This window comes from Photobacterium galatheae (assembly GCF_000695255.1).
Lineage (GTDB): Bacteria > Pseudomonadota > Gammaproteobacteria > Enterobacterales > Vibrionaceae > Photobacterium > Photobacterium galatheae.
Genome location: NZ_JMIB01000021.1, coordinates 224,100 through 247,155 on the forward strand (window position 1 = coordinate 224,100; position 23,056 = coordinate 247,155).

Annotated in this window: 22 protein-coding genes; 18 read left to right on the top strand and 4 right to left on the bottom strand. The window is 46.4% G+C overall.

The window, feature by feature from the left end:
• Positions 1–2: 2 nt before the first annotated feature.
• The 16 genes from flhA to EA58_RS21990 all read left to right on the top strand — a co-directional run bounded on the left by flhA (position 3) and on the right by EA58_RS21990 (position 15,461).
• Positions 3–2,096: a flagellar biosynthesis protein FlhA gene (flhA, locus tag EA58_RS10800; protein ID WP_036752338.1), complete on the top strand. Its 2,094-nt coding sequence runs from the start codon at positions 3–5 to the stop codon at positions 2,094–2,096.
• Positions 2,089–2,898, top strand: coding sequence for an EAL domain-containing protein (locus tag EA58_RS10805; protein WP_051642020.1), 810 nt, complete (start codon positions 2,089–2,091; stop codon positions 2,896–2,898). The genes flhA and EA58_RS10805 overlap by 8 nt, the downstream gene beginning before the upstream one ends.
• 472 nt (positions 2,899–3,370) lie before the next feature.
• Positions 3,371–4,243, top strand: a complete 873-nt coding sequence (gene lafA, locus EA58_RS10810) for a lateral flagellin LafA (protein WP_036752341.1) — start codon at positions 3,371–3,373, stop codon at positions 4,241–4,243.
• Between the two features lie 343 nt (positions 4,244–4,586).
• The gene (locus EA58_RS10815) at positions 4,587–6,122 is read left to right on the top strand and encodes a M28 family metallopeptidase (protein ID WP_036752343.1); all 1,536 of its coding nucleotides are present in this window, start codon (positions 4,587–4,589) and stop codon (positions 6,120–6,122) included.
• A gap of 407 nt (positions 6,123–6,529) precedes the next feature.
• Positions 6,530–7,870 (top strand): flagellar filament capping protein FliD, encoded by a 1,341-nt coding sequence (gene fliD / locus EA58_RS10820; protein WP_036752346.1) that lies wholly within the window; start codon positions 6,530–6,532, stop codon positions 7,868–7,870.
• 11 nt (positions 7,871–7,881) lie between these two features.
• Positions 7,882–8,271, top strand: coding sequence for a flagellar export chaperone FliS (gene fliS / locus EA58_RS10825; protein ID WP_036752349.1), 390 nt, complete (start codon positions 7,882–7,884; stop codon positions 8,269–8,271).
• Positions 8,264–8,569, top strand: a complete 306-nt coding sequence (locus EA58_RS10830) for a hypothetical protein (protein ID WP_036752352.1) — start codon at positions 8,264–8,266, stop codon at positions 8,567–8,569. The genes fliS and EA58_RS10830 overlap by 8 nt, the downstream gene beginning before the upstream one ends.
• The gene (locus EA58_RS20905) at positions 8,569–9,675 is read left to right on the top strand and encodes a flagellar hook-length control protein FliK (RefSeq protein WP_051642021.1); all 1,107 of its coding nucleotides are present in this window, start codon (positions 8,569–8,571) and stop codon (positions 9,673–9,675) included. Before EA58_RS10830 ends, EA58_RS20905 begins: the two co-directional genes overlap by 1 nt.
• 15 nt (positions 9,676–9,690) lie before the next feature.
• Positions 9,691–10,164, top strand: a complete 474-nt coding sequence (locus tag EA58_RS10840; RefSeq protein ID WP_036752354.1) for a flagellar basal body-associated FliL family protein — start codon at positions 9,691–9,693, stop codon at positions 10,162–10,164.
• 7 nt (positions 10,165–10,171) lie between these two features.
• Positions 10,172–10,900 carry a FliA/WhiG family RNA polymerase sigma factor gene (locus EA58_RS10845; RefSeq protein ID WP_036752356.1) on the top strand — a complete coding sequence of 243 codons (729 nt, stop codon included), beginning with the start codon at positions 10,172–10,174 and terminating at the stop codon, positions 10,898–10,900.
• A 15-nt stretch (positions 10,901–10,915) separates the two neighbouring features.
• Positions 10,916–11,773 carry a flagellar motor stator protein MotA gene (motA, locus tag EA58_RS10850; RefSeq protein ID WP_036752359.1) on the top strand — a complete coding sequence of 286 codons (858 nt, stop codon included), beginning with the start codon at positions 10,916–10,918 and terminating at the stop codon, positions 11,771–11,773.
• Positions 11,773–12,738: a flagellar motor protein MotB gene (locus EA58_RS10855; RefSeq protein ID WP_051642022.1), complete on the top strand. Its 966-nt coding sequence runs from the start codon at positions 11,773–11,775 to the stop codon at positions 12,736–12,738. The genes motA and EA58_RS10855 overlap by 1 nt, the downstream gene beginning before the upstream one ends.
• Before the next feature lie 57 nt (positions 12,739–12,795).
• Positions 12,796–13,107: a hypothetical protein gene (locus EA58_RS10860; RefSeq protein WP_051642023.1), complete on the top strand. Its 312-nt coding sequence runs from the start codon at positions 12,796–12,798 to the stop codon at positions 13,105–13,107.
• A 135-nt stretch (positions 13,108–13,242) separates the two neighbouring features.
• On the top strand, positions 13,243–14,193 hold the full coding sequence (locus EA58_RS10865) for a M23 family metallopeptidase (protein ID WP_036752361.1): 951 nt from the start codon (positions 13,243–13,245) through the stop codon (positions 14,191–14,193).
• Positions 14,194–14,207: 14 nt separating this feature from the next.
• Entirely contained in the window at positions 14,208–14,681 is a 474-nt protein-coding gene (locus tag EA58_RS21345; RefSeq protein WP_235199594.1) for a bactofilin family protein, read from the top strand.
• Positions 14,682–14,864: 183 nt separating this feature from the next.
• Positions 14,865–15,461, top strand: a complete 597-nt coding sequence (locus EA58_RS21990) for a hypothetical protein (RefSeq protein WP_036752362.1) — start codon at positions 14,865–14,867, stop codon at positions 15,459–15,461.
• Here EA58_RS21990 and EA58_RS10880 read toward each other — a convergent pair whose 3' ends face one another.
• Entirely contained in the window at positions 15,462–15,809 is a 348-nt protein-coding gene (locus EA58_RS10880) for a DUF4144 family protein (protein ID WP_036752364.1), read from the bottom strand.
• Positions 15,810–16,827: 1,018 nt separating this feature from the next.
• On the opposite strand from EA58_RS10880, the gene EA58_RS10885 reads away from it, so the two are divergent.
• Together EA58_RS10885 and EA58_RS10890 are read left to right on the top strand one after the other, a co-directional pair.
• Complete coding sequence (locus EA58_RS10885; protein WP_161781031.1) at positions 16,828–18,228, top strand: motility associated factor glycosyltransferase family protein; 1,401 nt, start codon at positions 16,828–16,830, stop codon at positions 18,226–18,228.
• Positions 18,228–18,527 carry a hypothetical protein gene (locus tag EA58_RS10890; RefSeq protein ID WP_036752367.1) on the top strand — a complete coding sequence of 100 codons (300 nt, stop codon included), beginning with the start codon at positions 18,228–18,230 and terminating at the stop codon, positions 18,525–18,527. Before EA58_RS10885 ends, EA58_RS10890 begins: the two co-directional genes overlap by 1 nt.
• A 1,110-nt stretch (positions 18,528–19,637) precedes the next feature.
• On the opposite strand, the gene EA58_RS22190 is transcribed toward EA58_RS10890, so the two are convergent.
• The 3 genes from EA58_RS22190 to EA58_RS10910 all read right to left on the bottom strand — a co-directional run bounded on the left by EA58_RS22190 (position 19,638) and on the right by EA58_RS10910 (position 22,821).
• Complete coding sequence (locus EA58_RS22190; protein ID WP_152547991.1) at positions 19,638–19,943, bottom strand: hypothetical protein; 306 nt, start codon at positions 19,941–19,943, stop codon at positions 19,638–19,640.
• 679 nt (positions 19,944–20,622) lie between these two features.
• The gene (locus EA58_RS10900; RefSeq protein WP_161781032.1) at positions 20,623–21,573 is read right to left on the bottom strand and encodes a fibrinogen-like YCDxxxxGGGW domain-containing protein; all 951 of its coding nucleotides are present in this window, start codon (positions 21,571–21,573) and stop codon (positions 20,623–20,625) included.
• A gap of 750 nt (positions 21,574–22,323) precedes the next feature.
• Positions 22,324–22,821 (bottom strand): GNAT family N-acetyltransferase, encoded by a 498-nt coding sequence (locus EA58_RS10910; RefSeq protein WP_036752374.1) that lies wholly within the window; start codon positions 22,819–22,821, stop codon positions 22,324–22,326.
• Between the last annotated feature and the right edge of the window lie 235 nt (positions 22,822–23,056).

Below are 23,056 nucleotides of genomic sequence, written 5' to 3' on the forward strand. Positions count from 1 at the left end.
CCATGCTAAACCGGCTACCTCAACTGAACCATTTTAAGCGCAGCTATATCAGCATTCCTGCTGCGCTGCTCATGATACTGGCGATGGTCATGTTGCCTTTGCCGCCCATGCTGCTCGACGCGATGTTTACGTTCAACATTGTGTTGGCAATTATGGTGCTGCTGGTCAGCACAACGGCAAAGCGACCGCTGGATTTCTCCGTATTCCCGACCATTCTGCTGGTTGCGACCCTGCTCCGCCTGACACTGAACGTTGCATCGACCCGTGTCGTGCTGCTGGAAGGCCATCAGGGGGGGGATGCCGCCGGTAAGGTCATCCAGGCCTTCGGTGAAGTGGTCATCGGCGGTAACTATGTCGTCGGTATGGTTGTATTCGTCATTCTGATGATCATCAACTTTGTCGTGATCACCAAAGGTGGTGAGCGGATTTCCGAAGTGGCCGCTCGCTTTACCCTAGATGCCCTGCCCGGTAAACAAATGGCCATTGATGCCGACCTGAACGCCGGTCTGATCGATCAGGAACGCGCCAAACAACGCCGAAAAGACGTCGCCAATGAAGCCGACTTCTACGGCTCAATGGACGGTGCATCCAAGTTTGTCCGTGGTGATGCCATTGCCGGTCTGCTGATTCTGTTCATCAATATTATTGGTGGTGTCAGCATTGGTGTGTTCGAATTCGACATGACCGCAGCGGAAGCGTTCAAGACTTTTGCCCTGCTGACCATTGGTGACGGTCTGGTTGCTCAGATCCCTTCCCTGTTGCTGGCCACTTCTGCTGCGATTATTGTCACCCGCATCAATGACAGTGATGATGACATGGCAGAGGCCATGCGAAACCAGCTGTTAGCAACCCCGGCAACCCTGTTTATCGCAGCCGCAATTATGGCGATTGTCGGCAGCGTACCGGGCATGCCACATCTGGCATTTTACGCATTCGCCGCAGTCCTGGCCTATGCCGGATGGCGACAAGCGAAAACACCACAGCATGATACGCAGCTTGAGCAGGTTGAACAGCTCAGTCACGCAATGCGCCGTGAAAGTGAGCAGACACTCGCCTGGGAAGACATTCCGCATGTACACAGTCTGTCACTGCAACTGGGTTTCCGTCTGGTTCATCTGGTAAATAAAGATCAGGGTGCCCCGCTCACCCAACGCATTCGTGGCATTCGGAAAACTCTGTCTGAACAGGTTGGCTACCTGCTGCCGGAAATCAGTATTCAGGACAACCTCAGCCTGCGTCCGAATCAGTACACCATTGCGGTGCACGGTGAGATCATCGAGCAGGGTGAAATCGAACCGGATCGTCTGATGGCCATTGCTGTGGGCGAAACCTACGGTGAGATTGATGGGATTCTGGGCACTGACCCGGCTTACCAGCTGCCAGCGGTCTGGATTGAACCCAGCGATAAAGCGAAAGCCCTGAACATGGGATATCAGGTGATTGATGATGCCACGGTGATTGCAACGCACCTGAGCAAAATCATGAAGAATAACCTGGCCGATCTGTTTACGCATGACGATGTCGAAAGCATGATGCAGCGCCTGTCGGCACAAGCGCCAAAACTGGCTGAGGCATTAGGCAATGCCATTACGCCCGCGCAGCAATTGAAAGTCTTCCGTCAGTTGTTGCAAGATCAAGTCCCGGTGAAAGATATCCGCACCATTGCCAATACCATGCTGGATAGCGTTGAAAACACCAAAGACCCAATCCTGCTTGCAGCCGATGTCCGTTGCAGCCTGCGCCGTACACTGGTGAACCTGATTAACGGGGATCGGAAAGATCTCAACGTCTACACATTGGCAGATGATCTCGAACAAATTCTGCTGCAATCGCTACAGCAGGCACAGGCGAACGGTCAGGTCGCGCTGGACAGCTTCCCGGTCGAGCCAAATATTCTTCAGCAATTCCAGCAGAATCTGCCGCTGGTGAAACAACAGCTGAAACAACAGAATATGCCACCCGTTTTACTGGTCATGCCACAACTTCGACCACTTCTGTCACGTTATGCGCGTACATTTGCGCAAGGTCTGGCGGTCTTGTCTTATAATGAGATCCCAGAGCACAAGCAAATCAACGTGGTAGGAAACCTTGGCTAAGCTGTTTACCGACACCGCCCTTGGCGAACATACGAGAGGGCTGCTGATTCAGGCAGCCCGGACACCGGATGATTTCATTCTGTTAGAGGCCATGCAGCATAATGATATTCGTCATGCCTGCCAGCCCATCCGGCATACCGAATCCAATGAGGTGACCTTCCAGCACCTCACCCTGCGTTTCGGCAGCAACAATGAGCAAAGCGTTTATCGTTTTGACCTGTCAGATGAAATGCGTTACGCCCTTGACTTGTTTGGCCTGCTTCTGGCGATCAAACATATCAAATTCCAGCAGGAAACCATTATCCCGAGTCTGATAAATCCCTTAGTTGTGCCTTTGCAGGCGGAGACCCTGCTGAACTGGGAGCCCGGTCATCAGTTTCTCACGGCGTTGTATGAGCACCATGGGAAGGCTATGCGAGATATCGTGCCCTGTATTCAGCTCTTTCAACCCCATTTAGACCCAGAGCAGCTCAGTGCCTTGCTCCGTTGGCTGCATGATGCCAGTCTGGCCGTCTGGGTTGATCTGCGATTACCCACCCCCTATTTGCCTTTGCTGGATAAAACGCCACCGGCTGCGATTAAAATGGCTCAGATGAGTGAAGACACCAGCTTTAAGCAAGGGCTGTTACCTGTGATTCGCTTCCTCCGGCAAAACGACATCGACTTTGTGGCCGGCCGTGTTGCCACGCAGCATGACCTGATCCGATTTAGAAGATTAGGTGCCGGATATTATTTTGGCTATATCAGCGATATTCCGACGTCCTTTTCGGCACCCAGAAAACTAAAACTCGTTCAGTCATGATGACAGATAAATAAAAAACGCCAGCCACACCCGCTGGCGTTTTTTATTTATCTCAGCAACCACCGCGACAATATCGTGTCATTTTGATGAAACCCACGGTTCCATCGAACAAATCTGCCTCACCGATCAGAGTCAAATACGGATTAATCCATCCTCAATCAAATCATTTTTGAATCTCACTTCAAGCCAGCTTCCCTGATTCAGGTCATTTTATTATTTTTTTCACCATTCATTTTAGAACTTTAGAATACAATCAAACAATTGTTTTTTAAGGGTTTTCGTCGATTTAAACATCAATAAAGACATCCGACCAATGTGAAAAAATCAATTTTTTTTACTTTCCTGATTAATCTTCTCAGAGCCTCTTCCGCCTCATATTAGCGAGTAGGAATGACGGCCACACGGAACAACATACGACATTGTGTGGCGTTAAAAAAACCAATATGAAGATGTAAAACTAAGGAGAATTTTCATGGCTCTATCAATGCACACCAACTACGCATCTCTGGTAACGCAAAACACTCTGAACGGCACAGGTAACATGCTGAACAAAGCCATGGAGCGTCTGGCGACTGGCTACCGCATCAACTCTGCTGCTGACGATGCAGCTGGTCTGCAAATCTCTAGCCGCCTGGAAGCACAAACGCGTGGCATGTCAGTTGCAATGCGCAACTCACAAGACGGCATCTCTATGATGCAAACTGCTGAAGGTGCACTGGACGAAGCAACCAACATCCTTTACCGCATGAACGACCTGGCCACTCAGGCTGCGAACGGTACAAACTCTGTCAACGACCAGCAAGCACTGCAAGCTGAATTCGCTGAACTGACCAGCGAGCTGGGCAGCGTGATGGCAAACACCAAATATGCAGGCGAAACTCTGTTTGGCACAGGTGGTGTGAAAGGCGGCGGTATCACTCTGCAAATTGGTGGCTCAACTGCAGAAACACTGAGCTTCTCAGGTATTGATGCCAAAGTTCAGAACGTTGTTAGCGCACTGGCTGCTAGCGGTACAATTGCATCACTGACTGGCTTTGGTGGCGCAACTGGTACAACTAACCAAACAGCAGCCCAAACGGCAATGACAACCATCACAGCAACTCTGGACACTATCGGTGGCGCACGTGCTGCACTGGGTGCGAACATCAACCGTCTGGAACACACCATCACTAACCTGGGCAACATGGTTGAGAACACCACTGCTGCGAAAGGCCGTATCACTGATACCGACTTCGCTGTAGAAACTTCAAACATGACGAAGAACCAGATGCTGATGCAAGCCGGTACTAACGTACTGTCTCAAACGAACCAGCTGTCTGGCATGGCAATGTCTCTGCTGCGCTAATCCCCGGATTAGACTCAGAAACAACGACCAAAGTCACTCAAATATTAAAAGCCCCGATTTCGGGGCTTTTTTTCGTTATAGCTCGCAAAAACAGAAGTTCACTGATCATTTCCTCCCGTATTGCTTTCCACCTTAATTAATCATTTTAGCTATAGATAACTCTGAAAATTCAAGATTCAGCAGTTTTAAGTGGCGAAAAAACAGACACCGCAAATTAATTATCACCCTATTGACAACTTTGTGACAACTTATCATTACGCATTGAATACAAAGAAGAATTTCGCTTTTCTCTGGAACTGACTTAAGTTTTGTTGGTTTAACAAAAAAATAACAGGGAGAACATATGAAAAACACAACAACGGCATTGGCACTGATCATTTCTGCGGTATGCACACAAGCCTATGCAGACGAAGAAGATAAGGTCTGGATTTCGATTGGTTCTGATGCCACCCAAACACTGAAATCGGTGATGCAGTCACAGGCACAATCGATTCTGCCTGATTCACTGGCAAGCAACAGCAAAGCATGGGTCGGTCAAGTCAATGACAAACAATTAGCCGAGTTATCTCACCAAATGCATGAAGATCATCACCGCTGTGGCGGTTATATGGTGCATTCTTCAGCAGAGAGTGCAATGGCAGCCAGCATCATGCCAGAAACTCTGGCAGCCTTCCCCATTCCGGATATCACACAGCAAGATATTGTGAATGCATGGTTACCGCAGATCAACGCATCCGCCATCACAGGCACCATCGGCTCACTGACCAGTTTCATCAACCGTTTCTATACAACCACTTCTGGTGCACAGGCATCTGACTGGATCGCAAATGAATGGCGCTCGCTCACAGCTTCACTACCGAATGCAAGTGTTCAGCAGGTTTCTCATGCTGGTTACAACCAGAAATCTGTCGTGCTGACAATCACAGGCTCTGAAAAACCGGATGAGTGGGTTATCATCGGCGGTCACCTGGACTCCACCATCGGCTCCCACACCGGTGAAAACAGCGTTGCGCCCGGTGCAGATGACGATGCATCCGGCATTGCCAGCGTCACCGAAGTGATCCGGGTCTTATCAGAAAACAACTTCAAGCCGAAACGCAGTATTGCTTTCATGGCTTATGCCGCAGAAGAGGTCGGCCTGCGTGGTTCGCAGGATTTGGCAAACCGGTATCAATCAGAAGGGAAAAATGTCGTTTCCGCCCTGCAGCTGGACATGACGAATTACAATGGTTCTCCTGAAGATATCGTCTTTATCACGGACTATACCGACAGTAACCTCACCACCTTCCTGACCCGACTGGTCGATGAGTACATTCCCACGATCACATACGGCTTCGATCGCTGTGGTTATGCTTGCTCTGACCATGCATCCTGGCATAACGCAGGTTTCCCGGCGGCGATGCCATTTGAATCGAAATTTAACGATTACAATCCGAAGATCCATACCATGCATGACACGCTGGAGAACTCCGATCCCACAGGCGCACATGCGGTGAAGTTCACCAAGCTTGGTCTGGCATATGCGATTGAAACGGCGAATGCAACCGGCGGCACCACCCCACCACCCACCGGAAATGTGCTGAAAGATGGCGTTCCTGTGACAGGTCTGTCCGGTGCAACTGGTAGTCAGGTTCGTTACAGTTTCGAACTTCCAGCCCAGAAAACACTGCAAATCAGCACCAGTGGCGGTAGCGGCGATGTCGATTTGTACGTTTCTTTTGGAACTGAAGCCACAAAACAAAACTGGGACTGCCGACCTTACCGTTACGGCAATAATGAAGTCTGTACATTCTCCGGCGCCACGCCAGGCACCTACTCCATTCTGCTGAATGGCTATTCTCAGTACAGTGGCGTCACTCTGAAAGCCTCAACACAGTAACCCTGTCCAAAAGACAGGCCTGTACCCAATTGGCCTGTCATTCGTTCTCTATCACACCGGAAACCTGCAGGTTTCCGGTTTTCTTTTTTTATCTGCATCAAAGCCTACCACTTCCATTACATCTTAATGCCTTCAGCCAATATGCCGCCCTCATTTGTTGGGATGTTACATAGTCGATACAAAATTCTATGTCATCGGTCCTACGGGAATATCTATCGATTCCAGCTGATACGGAATGGCTTTCCGCACTGGAAGCGGACTTCATAAGCCGGAAGGTCCAGCGGAAACCCGATCGGAAATCTTGCTTCCGCCAATCGGAGTCTGAACAGATAAATCCTATTAAATTTAGTAATTTACCTTAATGGCACACTATTTGCTTTAGTAGCAATAAATAAAGGAGTTTTCCCATGAGTTCCATTGATCCGATCAGTATGGCGCAACAGCTTGCCACTTATGAGGTACAACCATTCCAGAATCGTTATCAGACTCAGTCTGATAAATATCAGAGTCAGATTTCTGCCTACGGCAAAATCGAATCAGCTCTGCGTGCGTTCCGTACTGCCGTGGAAGACATGAATGGCCTGAATGACAGCGTTGTTAAAAACAACGCAACCTTCTCTCAGGAAGGCAACCTGAGTGCCAGTGTGGACGGGAATGCACTGGCAGGTGAATATCAGGTCTTTGTTGAGCAAGTTGCAACAGCACACCAAATGAGTGTTGATCTGGGTGCTGGCACAACGTCATCAACACCGGTTCCGGCAACAGGCACCATGATGATTACCATGGATGGCAAAACCCTGAACCTGGATCTGTCCACTGTAGATACCGACAGCGACGGCACAGCAACCGTTCAGGAGCTTGTTAATGCCATCAATAATGATGAAAACAATCCGGGTGTAAACGCCACCCTGGTCCGTGCCAATGGTGAAACGCACTTCATGCTGTCCGGCAAGGAAACTGGTTCTGCCAATGCTATCTCTGTCAGTGCAAGCGGGACTGGTGATGCCACCTTTGAAAATGCCTTTGCAAGCGCCAGTGACATCACCACACCTCAGGATGCCGTGATCTGGCTGGGGGCTGAAGGAACAGGCCTGAAACTGACCAACAGCTCCAATACCTTTGAAGGGGTGATTGATGGAGTCGATCTGACCGTCACTAAAGCGCAGAAAAGCGGCGATCAACCGGTAGGCATGTCTGTAGGCGCAGATAAAGAAGCGACCAAAGAGCAACTGAACAAGCTGGTTGAAAGCTACAACGCCCTGATGTCTGAAATCGACAAGTACACCAAAACCGGTTCAGAAGATGAAAAACGCGGCGTTCTGGCCGGTGACGGTACACTCCGTTCACTGGAAAACCAAATCAGCAGCATTTTCCGTCAGAACTACAACAGCCAGAGCCTGTATTCCGTGGGTGTCAGCATCGACCGAAACGGCAAACTGGCCATTGATAACGAGAAATTCGAAGCCGCGCAAGCCAAAGACCCGGCAGCGCTCGGCGAAATGTTTAACGGCACAGATCAGCTGTTCGACTCTCTTGAAGCAACCGTCAAACCTTACCTGTCATTCTCTGATGGGGTCTTCAAGAGCCGTAAGGACAGCCTGCAGCAAAACATCAGCCGGATCGACGACAAGTTGTCGGGCCTGGAGCGTAAATATCAGATGTCTTATGACCGTTATCTTGCGCAATTCACCCAGATGAACCAGTTGATGACACAAATGAACCAAACAAGCGGATTATTCGCGATTTAAAGGAGCTACCCATGCTAATGCAAAACTCGGGCTTTGATTCTTATCAAAGCGTTGATCTGGATGCCCAGGCCGCATCGGCAAACCCGCATCAGCTTGTCCTGATGCTGATCGATGGCCTGTTGGATGAACTCATCCGGGTCAAAGGTCACATCGAATCCAAACGTTTGGAAGCCAAAAGTAAAGGAATCAGTAAGTGCATGAACATTCTGATTGGCCTGGACAGTGCGTTGGATATCGAAGCAGGTGACGAACTTGCTGCCAACCTGCATGACCTTTACGAGTTTTGCATTGCTGAGCTTTTCAAGGCGAGCTCTGAGAACAAAGCCGAGCATCTCGACTCCGTTGAGAAAGTCATGAAGAACATTCGTGAAGGCTGGGAAGGATTCGGACAGCATGCCTAACATCACGGTCACTCAACTGCACAATCTGAAGCAGAATATCGACCGCGCAGTTGCCGAGCACGACTGGAACCGTTTGCAACAGCTTGACCAGACACTGCAAAAGGTACTGCTGAGTTTACAGCATGAGTCTTTCAGTCATGAACAGATTCAGGCATTAAACCACCTGAAAAGCAGTCATCTTGCGGCGATTAGTGCCGTCAAGGAAAACAAAGACAAACTTCAGCAAGACATGAATGCCGTCAGTGAAGGAAAAGAAGGACTTTTGGCATATCAGATGGCCATGAACATGGAGCTTTAATGAATACTATCGTCTCAAATTCCAAACTGGCTCACAGCAACAGTGAAACTGGCGACATCAACGGCGGTATCGTCAAACCGTCTCAGGATGACAAATCCACCAGTTTCACCGACACGCTGCAGCGTAAAGCGCCACGAGGCAGCCAAAGCAACATGGGCACTGAAGGGGCTTTTTCTGCAGACGAGCCTCAAACACTCGCTGAATCAAATGCGCAGACTGAGTCAGGTGACAACACACTGACCCCTGCTGTCGCAGCGGACATCATCGCGAACTTGCTGGCTCAGGCTGAAAAACAACTGGGAACCGGTTCCGCCCTCTCGGGCAATGCAGCCGCAGAACAAATGGCGATTGGCGCGACAGGTAAATCGGGAACAGCTTCGGTTCGTGACGCGCATCTGATGCAAACGGCTGCCGCGAACGCTAATGGCGAACGTCAGGGTGTTTCAGGTCAACAAGGGGCCACTTCATCCGCTGAGCGTCTCTCAGTTCTGATGCAACAAGCACAGTCCGGCGTTCAGCAGGAAACAACTTTATCAGGTCTGAGCGACAACCGCTTAGCGAACAGCACGTCTTCCTTACAAGCGCTCGTCACTGGCCTGTCGGCAGATCACGGCGCCAGTCCAACACACTCACAATCCGCTTCAGCACCTGGCTCACCTGCTGCCACTCAAGTTGAATGGGCCAGTGTCAAACTGCCGCAAGGGCAGCAAAGCAAATGGGGCGAACAAATGATGCAGGTGCTGCAAGACAGAGTGCAGTTACAGGCCAGCCAGAATCTTCAGGAAGCACGCATTCGACTGGACCCGCCTGACCTGGGCAAACTGGATTTAATCGTTCGTATGGACGGTGACCGCCTCAGTGTTCAGATTCACGCGAATCAGTCTGCGGTCCGGGATGCGCTGGTTCAGGTATCTGAACGCTTACGTGCCGAACTGCAGGACCAAAATTTTGTTCATGTTGATGTGAACGTCGGCGATGGCCGTCAGGGACAACAGCAGGAACACACAGAAGAAGACTCACAACCTGTCATCTTTGCTAATCAACACACAGATGACCACCAGATAACAACAACAGATTCAGGCCATTGGCTGTCAACCAGAGCCTGATGAGGAGCTATTTTCATGACCCAGCGTAATCTCGTCTTGATCATTATCATCATGCTGATCACCAGTGTTCTGGTGGCAGCAGCCAGCGTCGGCGGTACCCTCTGGTACGTCAAAAGTCATCAGGGCGAAAGCGGTACAAACTTTAGTCTCCCCTTTGGCCAACCTGAGAATTTAGATCCTGTCTTCCATCCGCTGGAAAAACTGGTGCTGTCAGTAAAAGGAGAACGCCAGACTCATTTCATTATGATGGAATTGGCCCTGGAAACCCGTCGTCCGGAAGCAATTGAGGGCATTGATAACTACATGCCGGTTATTCAAAACGCCTTGCTGAAATTGTTCAGTGACAAGACTTACGAACAGTTACAGAACCAGCGCACGATTGATGAGCTACAGAACGAAGTCAAAGGCACGCTAATGAATGCATTTGATAAAACCCGTTACGCCCATACTATCGACAACGTATTACTGACCAAATATGTGATTCAGTGAGGCGCTTATGCTTGATATCAACCCGACTGAACATTACGACAACGAACAGGAAACCGGGCAAAACAGCCCGGTCATCAACGAAAATAAGCTGATCCGCGATCACCTGGTTCTTGTGAAACGTGTTGTCAACCAACTCCGCAGTCATGTCAGCACCCATTGCAGTCTGGAAGATATGCAGCAAATCGGTCTGATGGGGCTGTTAGAGGCCGGCCGCCGTTACGGCAATGTCGAAGATCCGAACTTTCCTTCTTTCGCCGTCTGTCGTATCCGAGGCTCCATTCTGGATGAGCTTCGCCGGCTGGACTGGCGCTCACGCCAGACCCGTCAGCAGGCGCATGAACTCAATGACGTCACGCGTGATTTAATGAAAAAACTTGGCCGCCAGCCAAGCGAAGCTGAAATTATTGAAGCCCTCGGAACCGATCAGGCGGACTATCTGCAGCGCCTCAACGCGTCGATGGCCAGTGAGATGCAAAGCCTGGATCAGCTTCTGGAAAGCGGCAACGACTTTTCAATGACCAATGACGGCGGTGAGTCTGTCCGTCATGAACATATTCGCCGCACCCTGAATGTGGCACTGGGCAAGCTGAAATCTCGCGAACAGCTCTTGCTCACCCTGTTCTATCAACATGATATGAACCTGCATGAAATTGCACTGGTGCTCAACCTGACACCGCCACGCGTGTGCCAGCTTCATAAGCAGGCCCTGAAACAACTGAATCAATATCTTTGCTGATAGGAGCAAACTGAAATGCAAAAATTTACCGGCGCAATCGTCATTATTCTCTGCGTATTCGGCGGTTTCAAATGGGCTGGTGGCAACTTTTCGGCCATCTGGCAGCCTGCTGAAATTCTGATTATTGTCGGTGCAGCACTGGGGTCCATCATTATCGGTAACCCACCCCATGTGATTCGTGAAATGCGCATCCAGCTTCGCCATATTTTAAAGCCGCGTAAAAATGAACAAGAATACTACATGCAGTTGATGGGCCTGATGCAGCTTCTGCTTGAAACAATCCGTAACGGTGGCTTCAAGTCTCTCGACAGCCATATTGAAGACCCGCAGAACAGTGAAATCTTCGAGCGTTATCCACTGGTCAAAGATGACAGCCACCTGGTTGCCTTCATTACTGACAACCTGCGCCTGATGGCCATGGGTCAGATGTCACCGCATGAACTGGATACATTGCTGGAACAGGAAATCATGGCGATTGAAGATGACTTGCTGCTGCCTTCCCGTTCCCTGCACCGCACTGCAGAAGCCCTGCCCGGTTTCGGTATTCTGGCTGCTGTGATGGGGATCATCATCACCATGCAAGTGATCAATAGCGAAATCGATGTCATCGGCGTTAAGATTGCCGCAGCACTGGTTGGTACTTTCCTGGGTATTTTCGGCTGTTACTGTGTGTTAGACCCTGCGAGCAATGCCATGTCTCAGCGCGTAAAGCGTGACATGTCTGCGTTCGAATGTGTTCGCGCAACACTGGTCGCTTATGTAGCGAAGAAGCCAACCCTGCTGGCAATCGATGCAGGCCGTAAGAACATTCAGCTGGACATTAAGCCAAGCTTCAACGACATGGAAAAATGGCTGTCTGAACAGGAGGCATAATGCAACGGCACAATCAGATCATCATCAAACGCGCACGCCAGAACGACCATGATGTCGGTCATGGCGGCGCGTGGAAAGTCGCTTTTGCCGACTTTATGATCGCCCTGATGGCTCTGTTTCTGGTTCTCTGGATTCTGGCCATCACAGATCAAACACAGCGTAATGCAATCGTCGCACACATGAACAGCTCGAGCCTGTTCGAGCAAGGTGTCGGCAACCCGTTCGACAGCTCCACCAGTCTGTCTCCGATTGACTTTGGTGGTGACGCTTCTGATTTAAGTTCGCATAACGCAGCGATGACAGTCACCTCTTTCTATGATGGTAATGGCGATGGCCAGTATACAGAATCTCTGGTTCAGGGTACTTATGACACCCAGGAGCAGCTCAAAGTTCTGGCAAAAGTCGTTGAAGAACTGGCAAAACAGGTTTCTGCTGAAGGCAACATGTACGTTGATGTCACCCCACAGGGTCTTCGGATTGTCCTGCAAGACGACTTCCGCGAAAACATGTTCCACCGTGGCAGCAGTCAGCTCACCCCATTCTTTGAAGATTTGCTGTTAGCGCTGGCCCCGATTTTCAAGAAGATCGAAAACCCATTGATTATCAGTGGCCATACCGATGCCATTCGCTACAGCCGCTCTGTCAGTGATAAAACAAACTGGGAGCTGTCGGCATCCCGTGCCAATGTGGCCCGCCAGACACTGATCGCCGGTGGCGCACCGGAACAGCGTATCCTGCAGGTTGCAGGCATGGCTGACAAGGCCCCCCTGAATCCGGAAACACCCAGTGCCAGCGAGAACCGCCGGATTGAGCTGTTCGTGCTGACACCTTCGGCTGCGCGTATGGTGGAAACCCTGTTCAGAGGCCCGGCGAAACACAAAGACGGTCCGGCAGTTCAGCAAGCACGTAAAGAAGCTGAATTAAACCAGCCTGTTATTCGACAGGATTTCGTCAAAGCATCTTAACCTGCAAACGGCAAAGGCATTCCTTTGCCGTCTGCTCATCATTAGCGAAAGAAACCCATGAAAAAAGCTGCATCTTCTTCTGTTGTTGACCCAAGGGTACGCCGACCAGACGGACTGCAAAAGTTATTTCTATGGCTGATCGTTCTGGATTACTTCCTGCTCAGTCATTTTCTGCTGAGGATGCACCAGATGACTCTGAATGCAGGAACCACAATCAGCCTGTTACTGTTTGGTTATAACGGGCTGCTCGTGTACCTGTGTTTCAAGCGTGCCAGACGTGGTGGTGATTACTACATCATTTACCCGACGCTTGCTGCCATTTTGCTGGCTTTTATTCTTTTTTTGTATTTCTTCTTTCTGGTTGCTTAATGGGACAACGCCGCAGGATGCGAAGCAGGAACTTATGCCACAGAGCACAATTTTACATCACCATTTCCTGATATAAGTTAATTCTGCCAGCCGCTTGTCGCCTAAGCCTTAGAGATAGCGAATGAGCTTAGCGTAATGAAAGATCAACTCACAATCTCGATATCAACAATTAATGGTTCTTACCATTTTCAGTTAGGCAAGTACCTGCGCCGAAATCTGGTCGCGACTTTCCTGCTGTTTCTGGTCACTGTCGTGGTGATGGCATTTTCAATCCAGTATTTATGGACAGCCGTCAATCAGACAGAACAGGAAAAAACTCAGTTAAGTCGTCATGCGAACGAACTGAAAGATGAAATTTCAAGCCTGGAAAGTGATCGACAGTCACTGGAGCAAAATCTGGCTGATCGGCGCTATGAGCTGGAGCAAATCACCGGGCGCGTGAACGATCTTGAAAATGTGCTGGGTATTGATACGGAAACTGAACAACCGCTGAATGATCGGTTGGATACAGCCGCGTTGAACTCAGCGGTTCGTGTCGCCATGCTGAAGGTGATCCCGAACGGTAGTCCAATGGATTACCGCCGTATATCTTCAAGCTATGGTTCCCGCAACCATCCGGTCTTCGGGAATAAACGGCGCCATCTCGGCATTGATCTGAGCAGCAGTTCAGGTACAGCTGTTTACGCGCCAGCTGATGGTGTCATCGAGCTGGTTCGTCCGAGCAAAAAAGGCTATGGCAATCTACTGAAAGTTGATCATGGCTATGGCTTCATGACCTTGTATGCGCACTTAAAGACATTCAAGGTCAAAACCGGGGATTTCGTCCGAAAAGGCGATCTGATTGCACTATCAGGCAATAGCGGTACTTCTACCGGCCCTCACCTCCACTACGAGGTACGTTTTCTGGGTCGGGCACTAAACCCCAAATATTTCATTAACTGGGGGCCCGATAACTTTGACTATCTGTTTAACCATGAGAGGAGCATCCAATGGGACTCTTTAGTAAAAGTGCTGGAAACACAAGTAAGCACTCAACTGCAACTATCATTGCACAAGGCTGTTCCATCAAAGGGGATATCGAATTAAGCGGCAACATCCAGGTGGATGGCTACATTGAAGGACGTATCCGTACCGAACAAACGCTGTCGATCAGTGCGACGGGCCGGGTATCCGGAGAAATCTACGCCAATAAAGTCGTAATTAACGGCTTACATGAAGGGGCTTGCCACGCTGCCAGTATCGAAATTCTGGAAAAAGGCAAAGCGAAAGGTGTCATTTATACCAATGACATTTGCATTGAGCGAGGCGGTTGCTTCCTGGGTCAAACCCATCCGGCCGACGATGAAAAAGTGGTGACACTGAACAAAGAAGAAGCGAAGACCAGTAGCGAGTCAAAAAGCAACCCAAAAGATGCGGCGTCTCTGACGCCTCCGACGCAATTAAAACCCGCAGAAGTCGGCAGCAGTGACAAAAACAGCACGGCGGCTTCCGCGTCAGCTGGCAAACCCGGTGCCTCTCCTACCCCGACCGCAACGGCCAGTGACAATAAAAAACAGGCCAATGCGAGAAAATAATCATCATAAACCGGAACATCTCGTTCCGGTTTTTTTCACGTCTTCCCTATCTTTGCCGATCCGAATCGTCTGCCCAAACTGTTAGCTGTCTCCAAAAATTACGGTTTTCCCTAAAGCCAGCAAGAAAAGCCTGTATATCAAGACAATAATGGAGTCATCCATCGACAAACATAGGGAACATGTATGAAATCAACACTCACCTTCGTCGCAGCCCTGATTGGCAGCCTGAGTCTCACCGCCTGTACAACGACCACGCCCGAATCCGGACAGACGAATGTCGCAAACGCAACGCAGGATATCCTTGTCGCTGAAAACTGCATTGGCTCAACGGAGCCACCGGCAGCATGGGCCGGTAAATTAGTCTCTACCGATGATCCGCAGCTTCTGACCAATTCACTGGGTGAACCCAATCAGGGCAAACTCTGTCAGGGGCAGGTGTACAAAGTCAAAGACGGTGAAGCACTCACAATTTACCGCGCATGGAACAGCACCAATCCAAACAGCCAATATGGCGCTTGGTGGGCAACCAGCCAGCCAGACGGAAAAGTTGCTCAATACCGTGCCGGTTATGAGATTTGCTATCAGTGGTCCCCGCTGGATAAGTTGACACGCTGTGAACTGAAATCCGGCAGTAAACTGGTGATCGGGAACGGACAGAGTGCTCAATGTTCACAATGGCTCACCTACCCTGTTTCTGCCGATCAACAGCTTTATCTTGAAGACACAGCGTCTCTGGTTGGCAATTGCCAAACGTATGATGCTGTTTTCGGGTGGGAGTAATTACTCAACCGGATTGATTAGGAAGGCTTCTCCAACGGCACGGATTGCCTCTGCCACTGAGCGAAAACTCACTTTGGCTGCACAACATGCCCCCTGACAGGACTGATGAAACTGAATCATTTCAGAAATTTCTATCAGGGGTATCAGCCTCGGCGTTTTCATCAAAGCAACAAGATCTCCTTTCCTCCAATGCAGCTCAAAGACCTGTCCCTGCGAATCAATCAACTGGTCTCGCGGCTGAAATCCCAACACATGTAAATCCTCATCTTCCTCCCAGCTTTGCTGATCTGGTAAGTAAAACAACTCAGGGTCGCCGTCATATTTGAGGATTGCAGGCCAAACAACCATGCTCTATCTCTTCAGTACCGAAAAGCGTGATCATGCCTGCCGCAGCCGCAGCTTTCAAGCAAGCGGCAAAGCCCTCAGTCCAAGTTTCAACGTCATTTCACCTAACAACTTGATTACTTAACAGATATTCTGCTGCAGCATAAAAAATAACTGCTGTACCTTTTCATGCCTGCATTCATCTTACTTGATCTCAGATGTCACCAATCAAGCATCTCAATTTCTGATATTAATAACTTAGATATTTTTACTTAAACTCAATCTACTTGAGTTCATCACATAAAAATAATTTTCCCAGTTTTCATAGAAGTACAAAATCGTTTGAACTAATTGATTACCAAAATATCCGGCTCCACCGATTATTCATATTTATCACCTAACATAGACCATAACAAAAGTTATCATTCATAATAAATCAGTTAATTTTATATCTATGCTAGCATCATCATGAGTACGTTCACGATGAAACATCAGCGTAATCATATCTATAACCGTGACCTTCATTCCACCTATTTTTTTGGCACAAGATCACACAATAAATTTAGCTGATACGTTTTCATAACTATCAAAAATTGTAAAAAAAGCATTATCGCGTATTATCTCAATGCTTTTTATTCAACCGCCCCTTCATGATGTGATGCTGGTACAAATATTTCACCTTATTTTCATTTATTTGGTTTTTAGAAATTATTATCATCAATAATTAAATACGAAAGATTGAAGACAAATGAAGCTTCTTCGTGAGTTGCTCTGTTGATAAAGATTTTAAACTGCTCACAGAAGGAAATAAGACTCATGGACCTTTACTCATAACCTGAAGCGACTGGGCTCGACTACCATGGCATAAGCGGTAACAAAACCAGCGATGAAACAAGGTTGATATAAGGTTCAGCAGATAGATCATTTGCTCTTTGATGTGAGAACTTTAGCACTGACAACAGCGGCAGGTCAGAGCCTGAGTGAGTCCGTGTGATTTGGTGGTAATAGATACACCAGACGATAAGAACCGATGAGTTTGGATTTGAAAACTTCTAATGCTCAACATATTGATAAGAAAGCGAGATTTTCAGTAATGAGTGATTTATATCAGAAAAACTTAGGCGTGATTCACCGCAGATGGCCTGAGCTAGCCAACCTGATTGATATACAAGAGATTGAGCATTTAGATGCATGTGTCGTCGATGGCAAACACCAAACAATCAGTGTGGAAGGTATTCAATTAAGCAGTCGATACGACCCGATTGAAGAAGCGTTCATGTACAGAAAACACACAAGTGGTGATGAATACCACGTCATGGGTTGTGGCATGGGTGATGTGCCTAAAATTCTGATGCATGATAAAAATGCAAAAAAGGTTTTTATCCATATCATTAACCCGGATGTATTTAAACTCGTTCTTCATTTTACAGACCAGCCATGGTTAAACGATGAACGATTTCACTGCTTGCACGATACTCTTATGAATACTTCTGTATCAGAGGTTGTATTAAAACATCCAGGGGCAATCATTCTCCCTCAAGAAATAATTTTGGCGAAAAGAAAAACACCTAATCTATATTATCATTATGAAAGCATTATATTTTATCGCTATGCGATCCAGCAGTTCAATTCTGATGGTTCAATCGAATTTGACCAACTCAGAATTAAGGAGAACCTCCCACTCCTTCGCAAGAAAAAGCCTGTAGATGAATTATTCAAAAAACATGGGAAAAAACATCAAAGTGTTATTCTTATCGGAGCTGGCCCAACGCTGGAAGAGAATATAGACAAGCTAAAAGAAGTATATAAAAAACCAGGAAGACCTTATATTGTCGCAGCATCCATGGCAGGAAAATTATTATATAAACATGAGATTTATCCTGATGTAATCGTCAATGTTGACCGTGGTAAAGGTCTTGAAGATAACAATCAGGATTTAGCCGATTTTTTCCCTTTTGAACTGGCGAGGCACAAAACCCGTTTTGTCTGCTCGACATTAACACCTCATAACATTTTGAAAGACTGGCGTGGAAAAACTTATTACGCCAACTTGCTTACTGAAGATTATGATAAAATACAAGAGATTTTACCATCAATCAGGTTATACATGTACGGTTCAGTTATTGCATCCGCGCTTCATATTGCATTTGCTATAGCAACGCAACGCGTTTATTTCATGGGGATGGATTTTTCTTTCCCTGATAATAAATTCCATGCTGGCATGGATAACTCAACACATGAAAAAACAATGAAGGCGAACACCAGCGTTATCAATGGTTATGGTGAAGAGGTAGAAACTGAAATTTCATACCGAACATTCCTTACTGGTGTCGAAAACTTTATCTCTATGCAAAAAGTCAATGAGCTAGAGTTTATCAACTGCAGTCGAAGAGGCGCTAAAATCGCAAATACAACGTATTTAGATGATCAGGAGATAATCTGATGCAAGAGATTAGCTACACAACTATTGAGGCCCCTTTTAAAGAGCTATCCAGAAGCTTACGATTAGGTGATTCCTATGCCATCAGTAAACTCGTCAGAGATTGCTGCCTGCTTTTAACAAAGTATTGGCACACGTTTGAAAAAGATGGACGTGATTACATCAAGTTACTATTTAAAGAAATCAATCTGAGAACTAGAACTGAAGACTACATATCTTTAGCTGACACGATTGAGTATGAACTTATTCCCAATCTAAAAATCATCCTGTCCAGCAACGACACGCCTCATCATTCAGCGTGAATTGACCTCCCCAAAAACAGCGCCCTTCCCGGGCGTTGTCTAATAGCATAAAAACCATCTATCAACTTTGTGAAAATTTTTCACCAGTATATAAACTAAATTTATTTCAAAAATAATACGTGTGCTCATAATTTTTCGCCCAGCTTTTTCAGATAACTTTTTGCCAATGTGTGATTCCCTCTGCTCAACCATTTTACTAGGGTAAAATCGCGAGCATTATATAATCAATTTCCTCCTGTTTGACCTGCAGACCGAGTTATGATCTTATACTCTCTTTTTCGAGAGTAGCACAATGAGGATTAATACCTTTCCTCAGTACTTCTGCGATCTGAAAGACCCACGTCAATCAGCGAAAATCAGTTATCCATTATTTAATTTTGTTCCTAACCACTTGTGTAATGATAGCCGATACCGAGGGGCGGAAAGACATTGAAGACTTTGGTGAAATCCACCTTGGTTCCAAGATAAGGCCTTATTCAAAGATGGTTGTCTGTTACTCATAAACAGGACCTTAAGCATTAAGCCTTTAATAAATTCCATCTAAGGTTCTGTCGTTCTTGGATTTTCTCTAAGCTTCTTTACGAGCATTCATTGATATGTATGCCCACTCCAGTCGTCCTGATATTTCAGACATTACTTGGTGCATCAAGCCTTCCAATATTGAAAGTAGCCAAACATCACCATTTTTTACCGCTTTAAATACAGATACTAACGGCAGGCTGGTCATGGTGATACTTCGCCGAAAAATCAGTGTTAGCAAACTAGCCCAAATCAGTTCCTCAGCAATGGCTTTTGTGCCGTTACAAACGGCATCAATTCGTATGTGATTTCAACGCTTTAAATAGTAGATCAATTTTTCACTGGCACCGATAGAGCGTCATGCTATCGTCTGCTGAAAATTGCCATGTCGGCAAGTTTGTTAACCACAGACAGAAACGTTTTTCTTCAGTAAACCAACGGCACACTACCCGGAATTTATACTTTCCTCGCTTTCATCTCAGGTCAAGAACTTCGGAGCGGTTGGTTTTTCAGCTGGCATCCTTGAGTTTCTAATCAATTAATTTTGGTAATCGCCGACCTTCCTCATTGTGGGCATCAACAATCGTTGGGTTAAGAGATTTGCAGCCACGGACGATGAAAGAGTTGCTCGAAATAGCTAAAATCCACATAGTCAGCATCGGCCAAAAGCAATTTTTTGTCTATAGGTGCAGGCAAGTACACCCGCTCAGATGCTGTATCTGCCGTTAATGTCATTGTTTTTGGTGATTGGTCAAGCAACGACATGGGCATATGACATTCAGTCGCAGTTGGATAGTTTTTGAATCGGCTTGGAAAAGCCTCACTAAGTCCGTCATAAATTCGAAAAGAGCTGTTAAAAAGCGTAAAAGCCGCGATTTTACGGGATGATGTCACCATCGAGCAGAGTCATGGGCGTGTAGAAGTCCGTAAATACCATGTGCTTCCAGCAGGTGAACTTACCCAACATTTCCCAGACTTGAAAAAACTAGAAAGTATAGGAATTGCTATCGGTTACCGTATTGATAAGGCTGGTAAAAAATCGCTCGATTATTCTAATACATCGGTTCTGCAGAGCTAGGACAAAAGCGTTTTGCAGCCGCTGTTCGGTATCACTGGAGCATAGGAAATAACCTGTACTGGGTTTAGAATGCATCGGTAAATAAAGATGCTTGCCAGATATTCAGCTGCAACGCCACTAAGATCATGGTTTGTATGCGCCACATCGCCATCAATATGCTGCGTACTGAAGCGACCCCAAAAGCCAGTATCTGGCGTCAATAGAAAATTTCGGCAATAAGGAGCAGCTATTTGGAGAAGCTACTTCTGGCTGGTTTTAAGAGGTGAGTAAAAAGCGAACATTCATGCTCTTATCCTGTATGATGCTGTTTTCGGGTGGGAGTAAAGACTAAAATTCAAATACTTACCATTAAAAATATCTGATGAGGTCAATCATAAAGATACGATCTCTGATTAACTTAGTACCATCCCACATCGATTGTTGGTGTTATTTCAATTAGTTATCACATTAAACCATAAGAAAAAGACCACCTTTGCTATAGTGGTCTTTAAAATAAATTTATTTTATATAGTAAAGTAGAGAGTTGATTCTATCCCAGACGTGTCCTTGGTAATAACGACCTGGAGCATAATCCCAAACATCAAATTTTATATAACCGTGATTATAAACAGAAGCCCCATTCAGCTGACTTTTATTGAAGAGTCCTTCCCCAGAATCTTTACTATACATCACTATAGCCGTAAAATCATTGATTCCCGCTGAAGATGATTTAGCATGCCAGAGCAAATGTGCCTTGGATAAATCTGGAGCTAAACTTTCAACTCTATTTTCAGGATTCACTTGATTCATGGTTTCAAAAGTAACCATTGCTTTTTTCCCAGCTTGATCCAATGTCATAAGACCATAATGAGAGGCAGATAAAAGTGCATTCCAACGTAAATTACGCATAACACCTAACTGATTGGGAGATACAGTTTCTACAAACTCTTTCGTTAAAATGTTGTCTTTATTATGAGCAAAAAGTGTCCATCCCCCACCCTGGTTAGTCATATCACAATAGACTTCAAATGGTTCAACGCCATTATTTTCTCCATCTGGATCAATCATGTAATACCCGTCACCAACAGAGTTACCAGAGTCCAAGATGTGCCAACATGTTTTTTTTATGACAGTGTTATCGGTATCCGTGCGAATTGACCAGTCACCAGATTGACCTGCGGTATTGTACCAAGTACCTGCGTAACCAGACTCTCCTTTCTTACCTAAGTAGTATTGTTTGATAGATTCGGAAGTCTGGTTAAACTCGATGATTTTACCATCATTTAAATACTGACCGACAAAAACATCATTCTCAGTTGAAGCAAAGGTCATTTGTCTTACTGTGACATCAGTGTTATATTCTGCATCCCCGTTAACAACACCATCTAGAACATCGTCATAGTGTATGGACCAATTATCAGCCGATACATGTAACGGAACTAAACAGAAGATTAAAGAAGAAAATTTCAAACAGTTTTTCATCAAATCACTCTAACTACTATTAATAAAACAGCTTTAAATATACACATTTTCCATATGAATAACACGCATATTATTGAAATTTTAAGATTATAAGCCAAAAAACTCACAATAACGGTCAAATCATTTATAAAATGATGGCAGTAGATTTGAACAAGCACAATAGATGACTCACTCAATTAATCCTCAAGATATTGAAAATTTCTTCTATGACAAGTAATTCATTTATAACCTAGCGGGTTTACTTTCAGAATTGTTTAATGGGTATCCACATAGTGGCCAATACCCATTACCATCAATTGTGAATTTTAACAAATTTTTATCAATTCCAAATTTAGTTCAGATCGCCAGAGGTAATATTTATCTTCACAGAGATAAAACTCCACGTTTATTTCCGGTGAGAGTCGCTCCACCAGCAACACGACCCCGAGACACTTTCCTGAACAGTAATATTAGCGCCATCACTGCTCATATCTATTTTCACTTACCCTGAATGAACCGGACAGACAACGATGCTCTCTTCATGCAATACTGCATCACTTGATTCACGGCAACTTTCGAGCACCGGTACGCATATATGCCCATTCCTTTGCCATTCAGGGAAACCATCATATAGAAAAGAGTCACAATTCTGCGCCGCTTTGAACGCTTCAGATTAGGCAGACGATGACTGACTGACAAATTGATAAAAATCATTGGCATCATTTCAGATCCTCTTCTGAAAAAAAAATAGAAACGAACTCACTCAGGCGAACAGGCATGCTCGCCTGAAAGGTGCTTAAACAGGATGTGCTGCGGGCCAGCAGGTCCACCGTAATATAAATCGCCAGTGTCCTGAAAACCTGTTTTCAGATAACACTGATATGCAGGCAGGTTGTGGCAATTTACCGTTAAATAGAGCGCCTGAACGTCTGGATAATGTCTCTGTACAAACGCTGGTAGTGCTCTGATCCCCTGACTTGCAATTCCTTGTCCCTGAAATGCCTTATCAATCAGTAAGGCCCTGACACCCAATGCATCCTCAGGGCAAAAACGATACGTCTCGGCATAACGTGTATCCAGAATGAAAGAGCCAGCGACCTGATGATTGATGGTGATTAAACAAGCATGCTCATGCGCTTGTAAATCAGCGAGAACCTCGGGCATTTTTCCAATTGTAAATTCCGTTTGTTCTGGGTTAACCAAGAGTGAACAGACTTCCGCTTTACGATATTCTGTATACTGTTCAATTCGAATCATTCCATTTCCTTTTTCGTTCCTTTTCCTGACGATACACTACATAGAGAAATGGAGGAACACATTTGCCGTTATGACCAATGTGGTTCCAGCTTTCGTCCATTGTATTCACACAAATACCCGGGCCAGCAAGAAATATGAACACGGTGTCTAGTCTAATATTCACCAAGATAATACGGATACTCCGGTTTTTCTCCGGGCTCTGACCACAGATCCTGGCTTTTAAACACAAACTAGT

What these genes read in the sequence shown, in the direction of transcription:
- EA58_RS10840 (WP_036752354.1), top strand. Translation starts at nt 9,691, where the DNA reads ATGACCCAGCGTAATCTCGTCTTGATCATTATCATCATGCTGATCACC.
- EA58_RS22190 (WP_152547991.1), bottom strand. Translation starts at nt 19,943, where the DNA reads ATGGTGACATCATCCCGTAAAATCGCGGCTTTTACGCTTTTTAACAGC.
- EA58_RS10865 (WP_036752361.1), top strand. Translation starts at nt 13,243, where the DNA reads ATGAAAGATCAACTCACAATCTCGATATCAACAATTAATGGTTCTTAC.
- EA58_RS10830 (WP_036752352.1), top strand. Translation starts at nt 8,264, where the DNA reads ATGCCTAACATCACGGTCACTCAACTGCACAATCTGAAGCAGAATATC.
- motA (WP_036752359.1), top strand. Translation starts at nt 10,916, where the DNA reads ATGCAAAAATTTACCGGCGCAATCGTCATTATTCTCTGCGTATTCGGC.
- EA58_RS10880 (WP_036752364.1), bottom strand. Translation starts at nt 15,809, where the DNA reads ATGGTTGTTTGGCCTGCAATCCTCAAATATGACGGCGACCCTGAGTTG.
- fliS (WP_036752349.1), top strand. Translation starts at nt 7,882, where the DNA reads ATGCTAATGCAAAACTCGGGCTTTGATTCTTATCAAAGCGTTGATCTG.
- EA58_RS21990 (WP_036752362.1), top strand. Translation starts at nt 14,865, where the DNA reads ATGAAATCAACACTCACCTTCGTCGCAGCCCTGATTGGCAGCCTGAGT.
- EA58_RS20905 (WP_051642021.1), top strand. Translation starts at nt 8,569, where the DNA reads ATGAATACTATCGTCTCAAATTCCAAACTGGCTCACAGCAACAGTGAA.
- EA58_RS10890 (WP_036752367.1), top strand. Translation starts at nt 18,228, where the DNA reads ATGCAAGAGATTAGCTACACAACTATTGAGGCCCCTTTTAAAGAGCTA.
- flhA (WP_036752338.1), top strand. Translation starts at nt 3, where the DNA reads ATGCTAAACCGGCTACCTCAACTGAACCATTTTAAGCGCAGCTATATC.
- EA58_RS10845 (WP_036752356.1), top strand. Translation starts at nt 10,172, where the DNA reads ATGCTTGATATCAACCCGACTGAACATTACGACAACGAACAGGAAACC.
- EA58_RS10815 (WP_036752343.1), top strand. Translation starts at nt 4,587, where the DNA reads ATGAAAAACACAACAACGGCATTGGCACTGATCATTTCTGCGGTATGC.
- lafA (WP_036752341.1), top strand. Translation starts at nt 3,371, where the DNA reads ATGGCTCTATCAATGCACACCAACTACGCATCTCTGGTAACGCAAAAC.
- EA58_RS10855 (WP_051642022.1), top strand. Translation starts at nt 11,773, where the DNA reads ATGCAACGGCACAATCAGATCATCATCAAACGCGCACGCCAGAACGAC.
- EA58_RS10860 (WP_051642023.1), top strand. Translation starts at nt 12,796, where the DNA reads ATGAAAAAAGCTGCATCTTCTTCTGTTGTTGACCCAAGGGTACGCCGA.
- fliD (WP_036752346.1), top strand. Translation starts at nt 6,530, where the DNA reads ATGAGTTCCATTGATCCGATCAGTATGGCGCAACAGCTTGCCACTTAT.
- EA58_RS10910 (WP_036752374.1), bottom strand. Translation starts at nt 22,821, where the DNA reads ATGATTCGAATTGAACAGTATACAGAATATCGTAAAGCGGAAGTCTGT.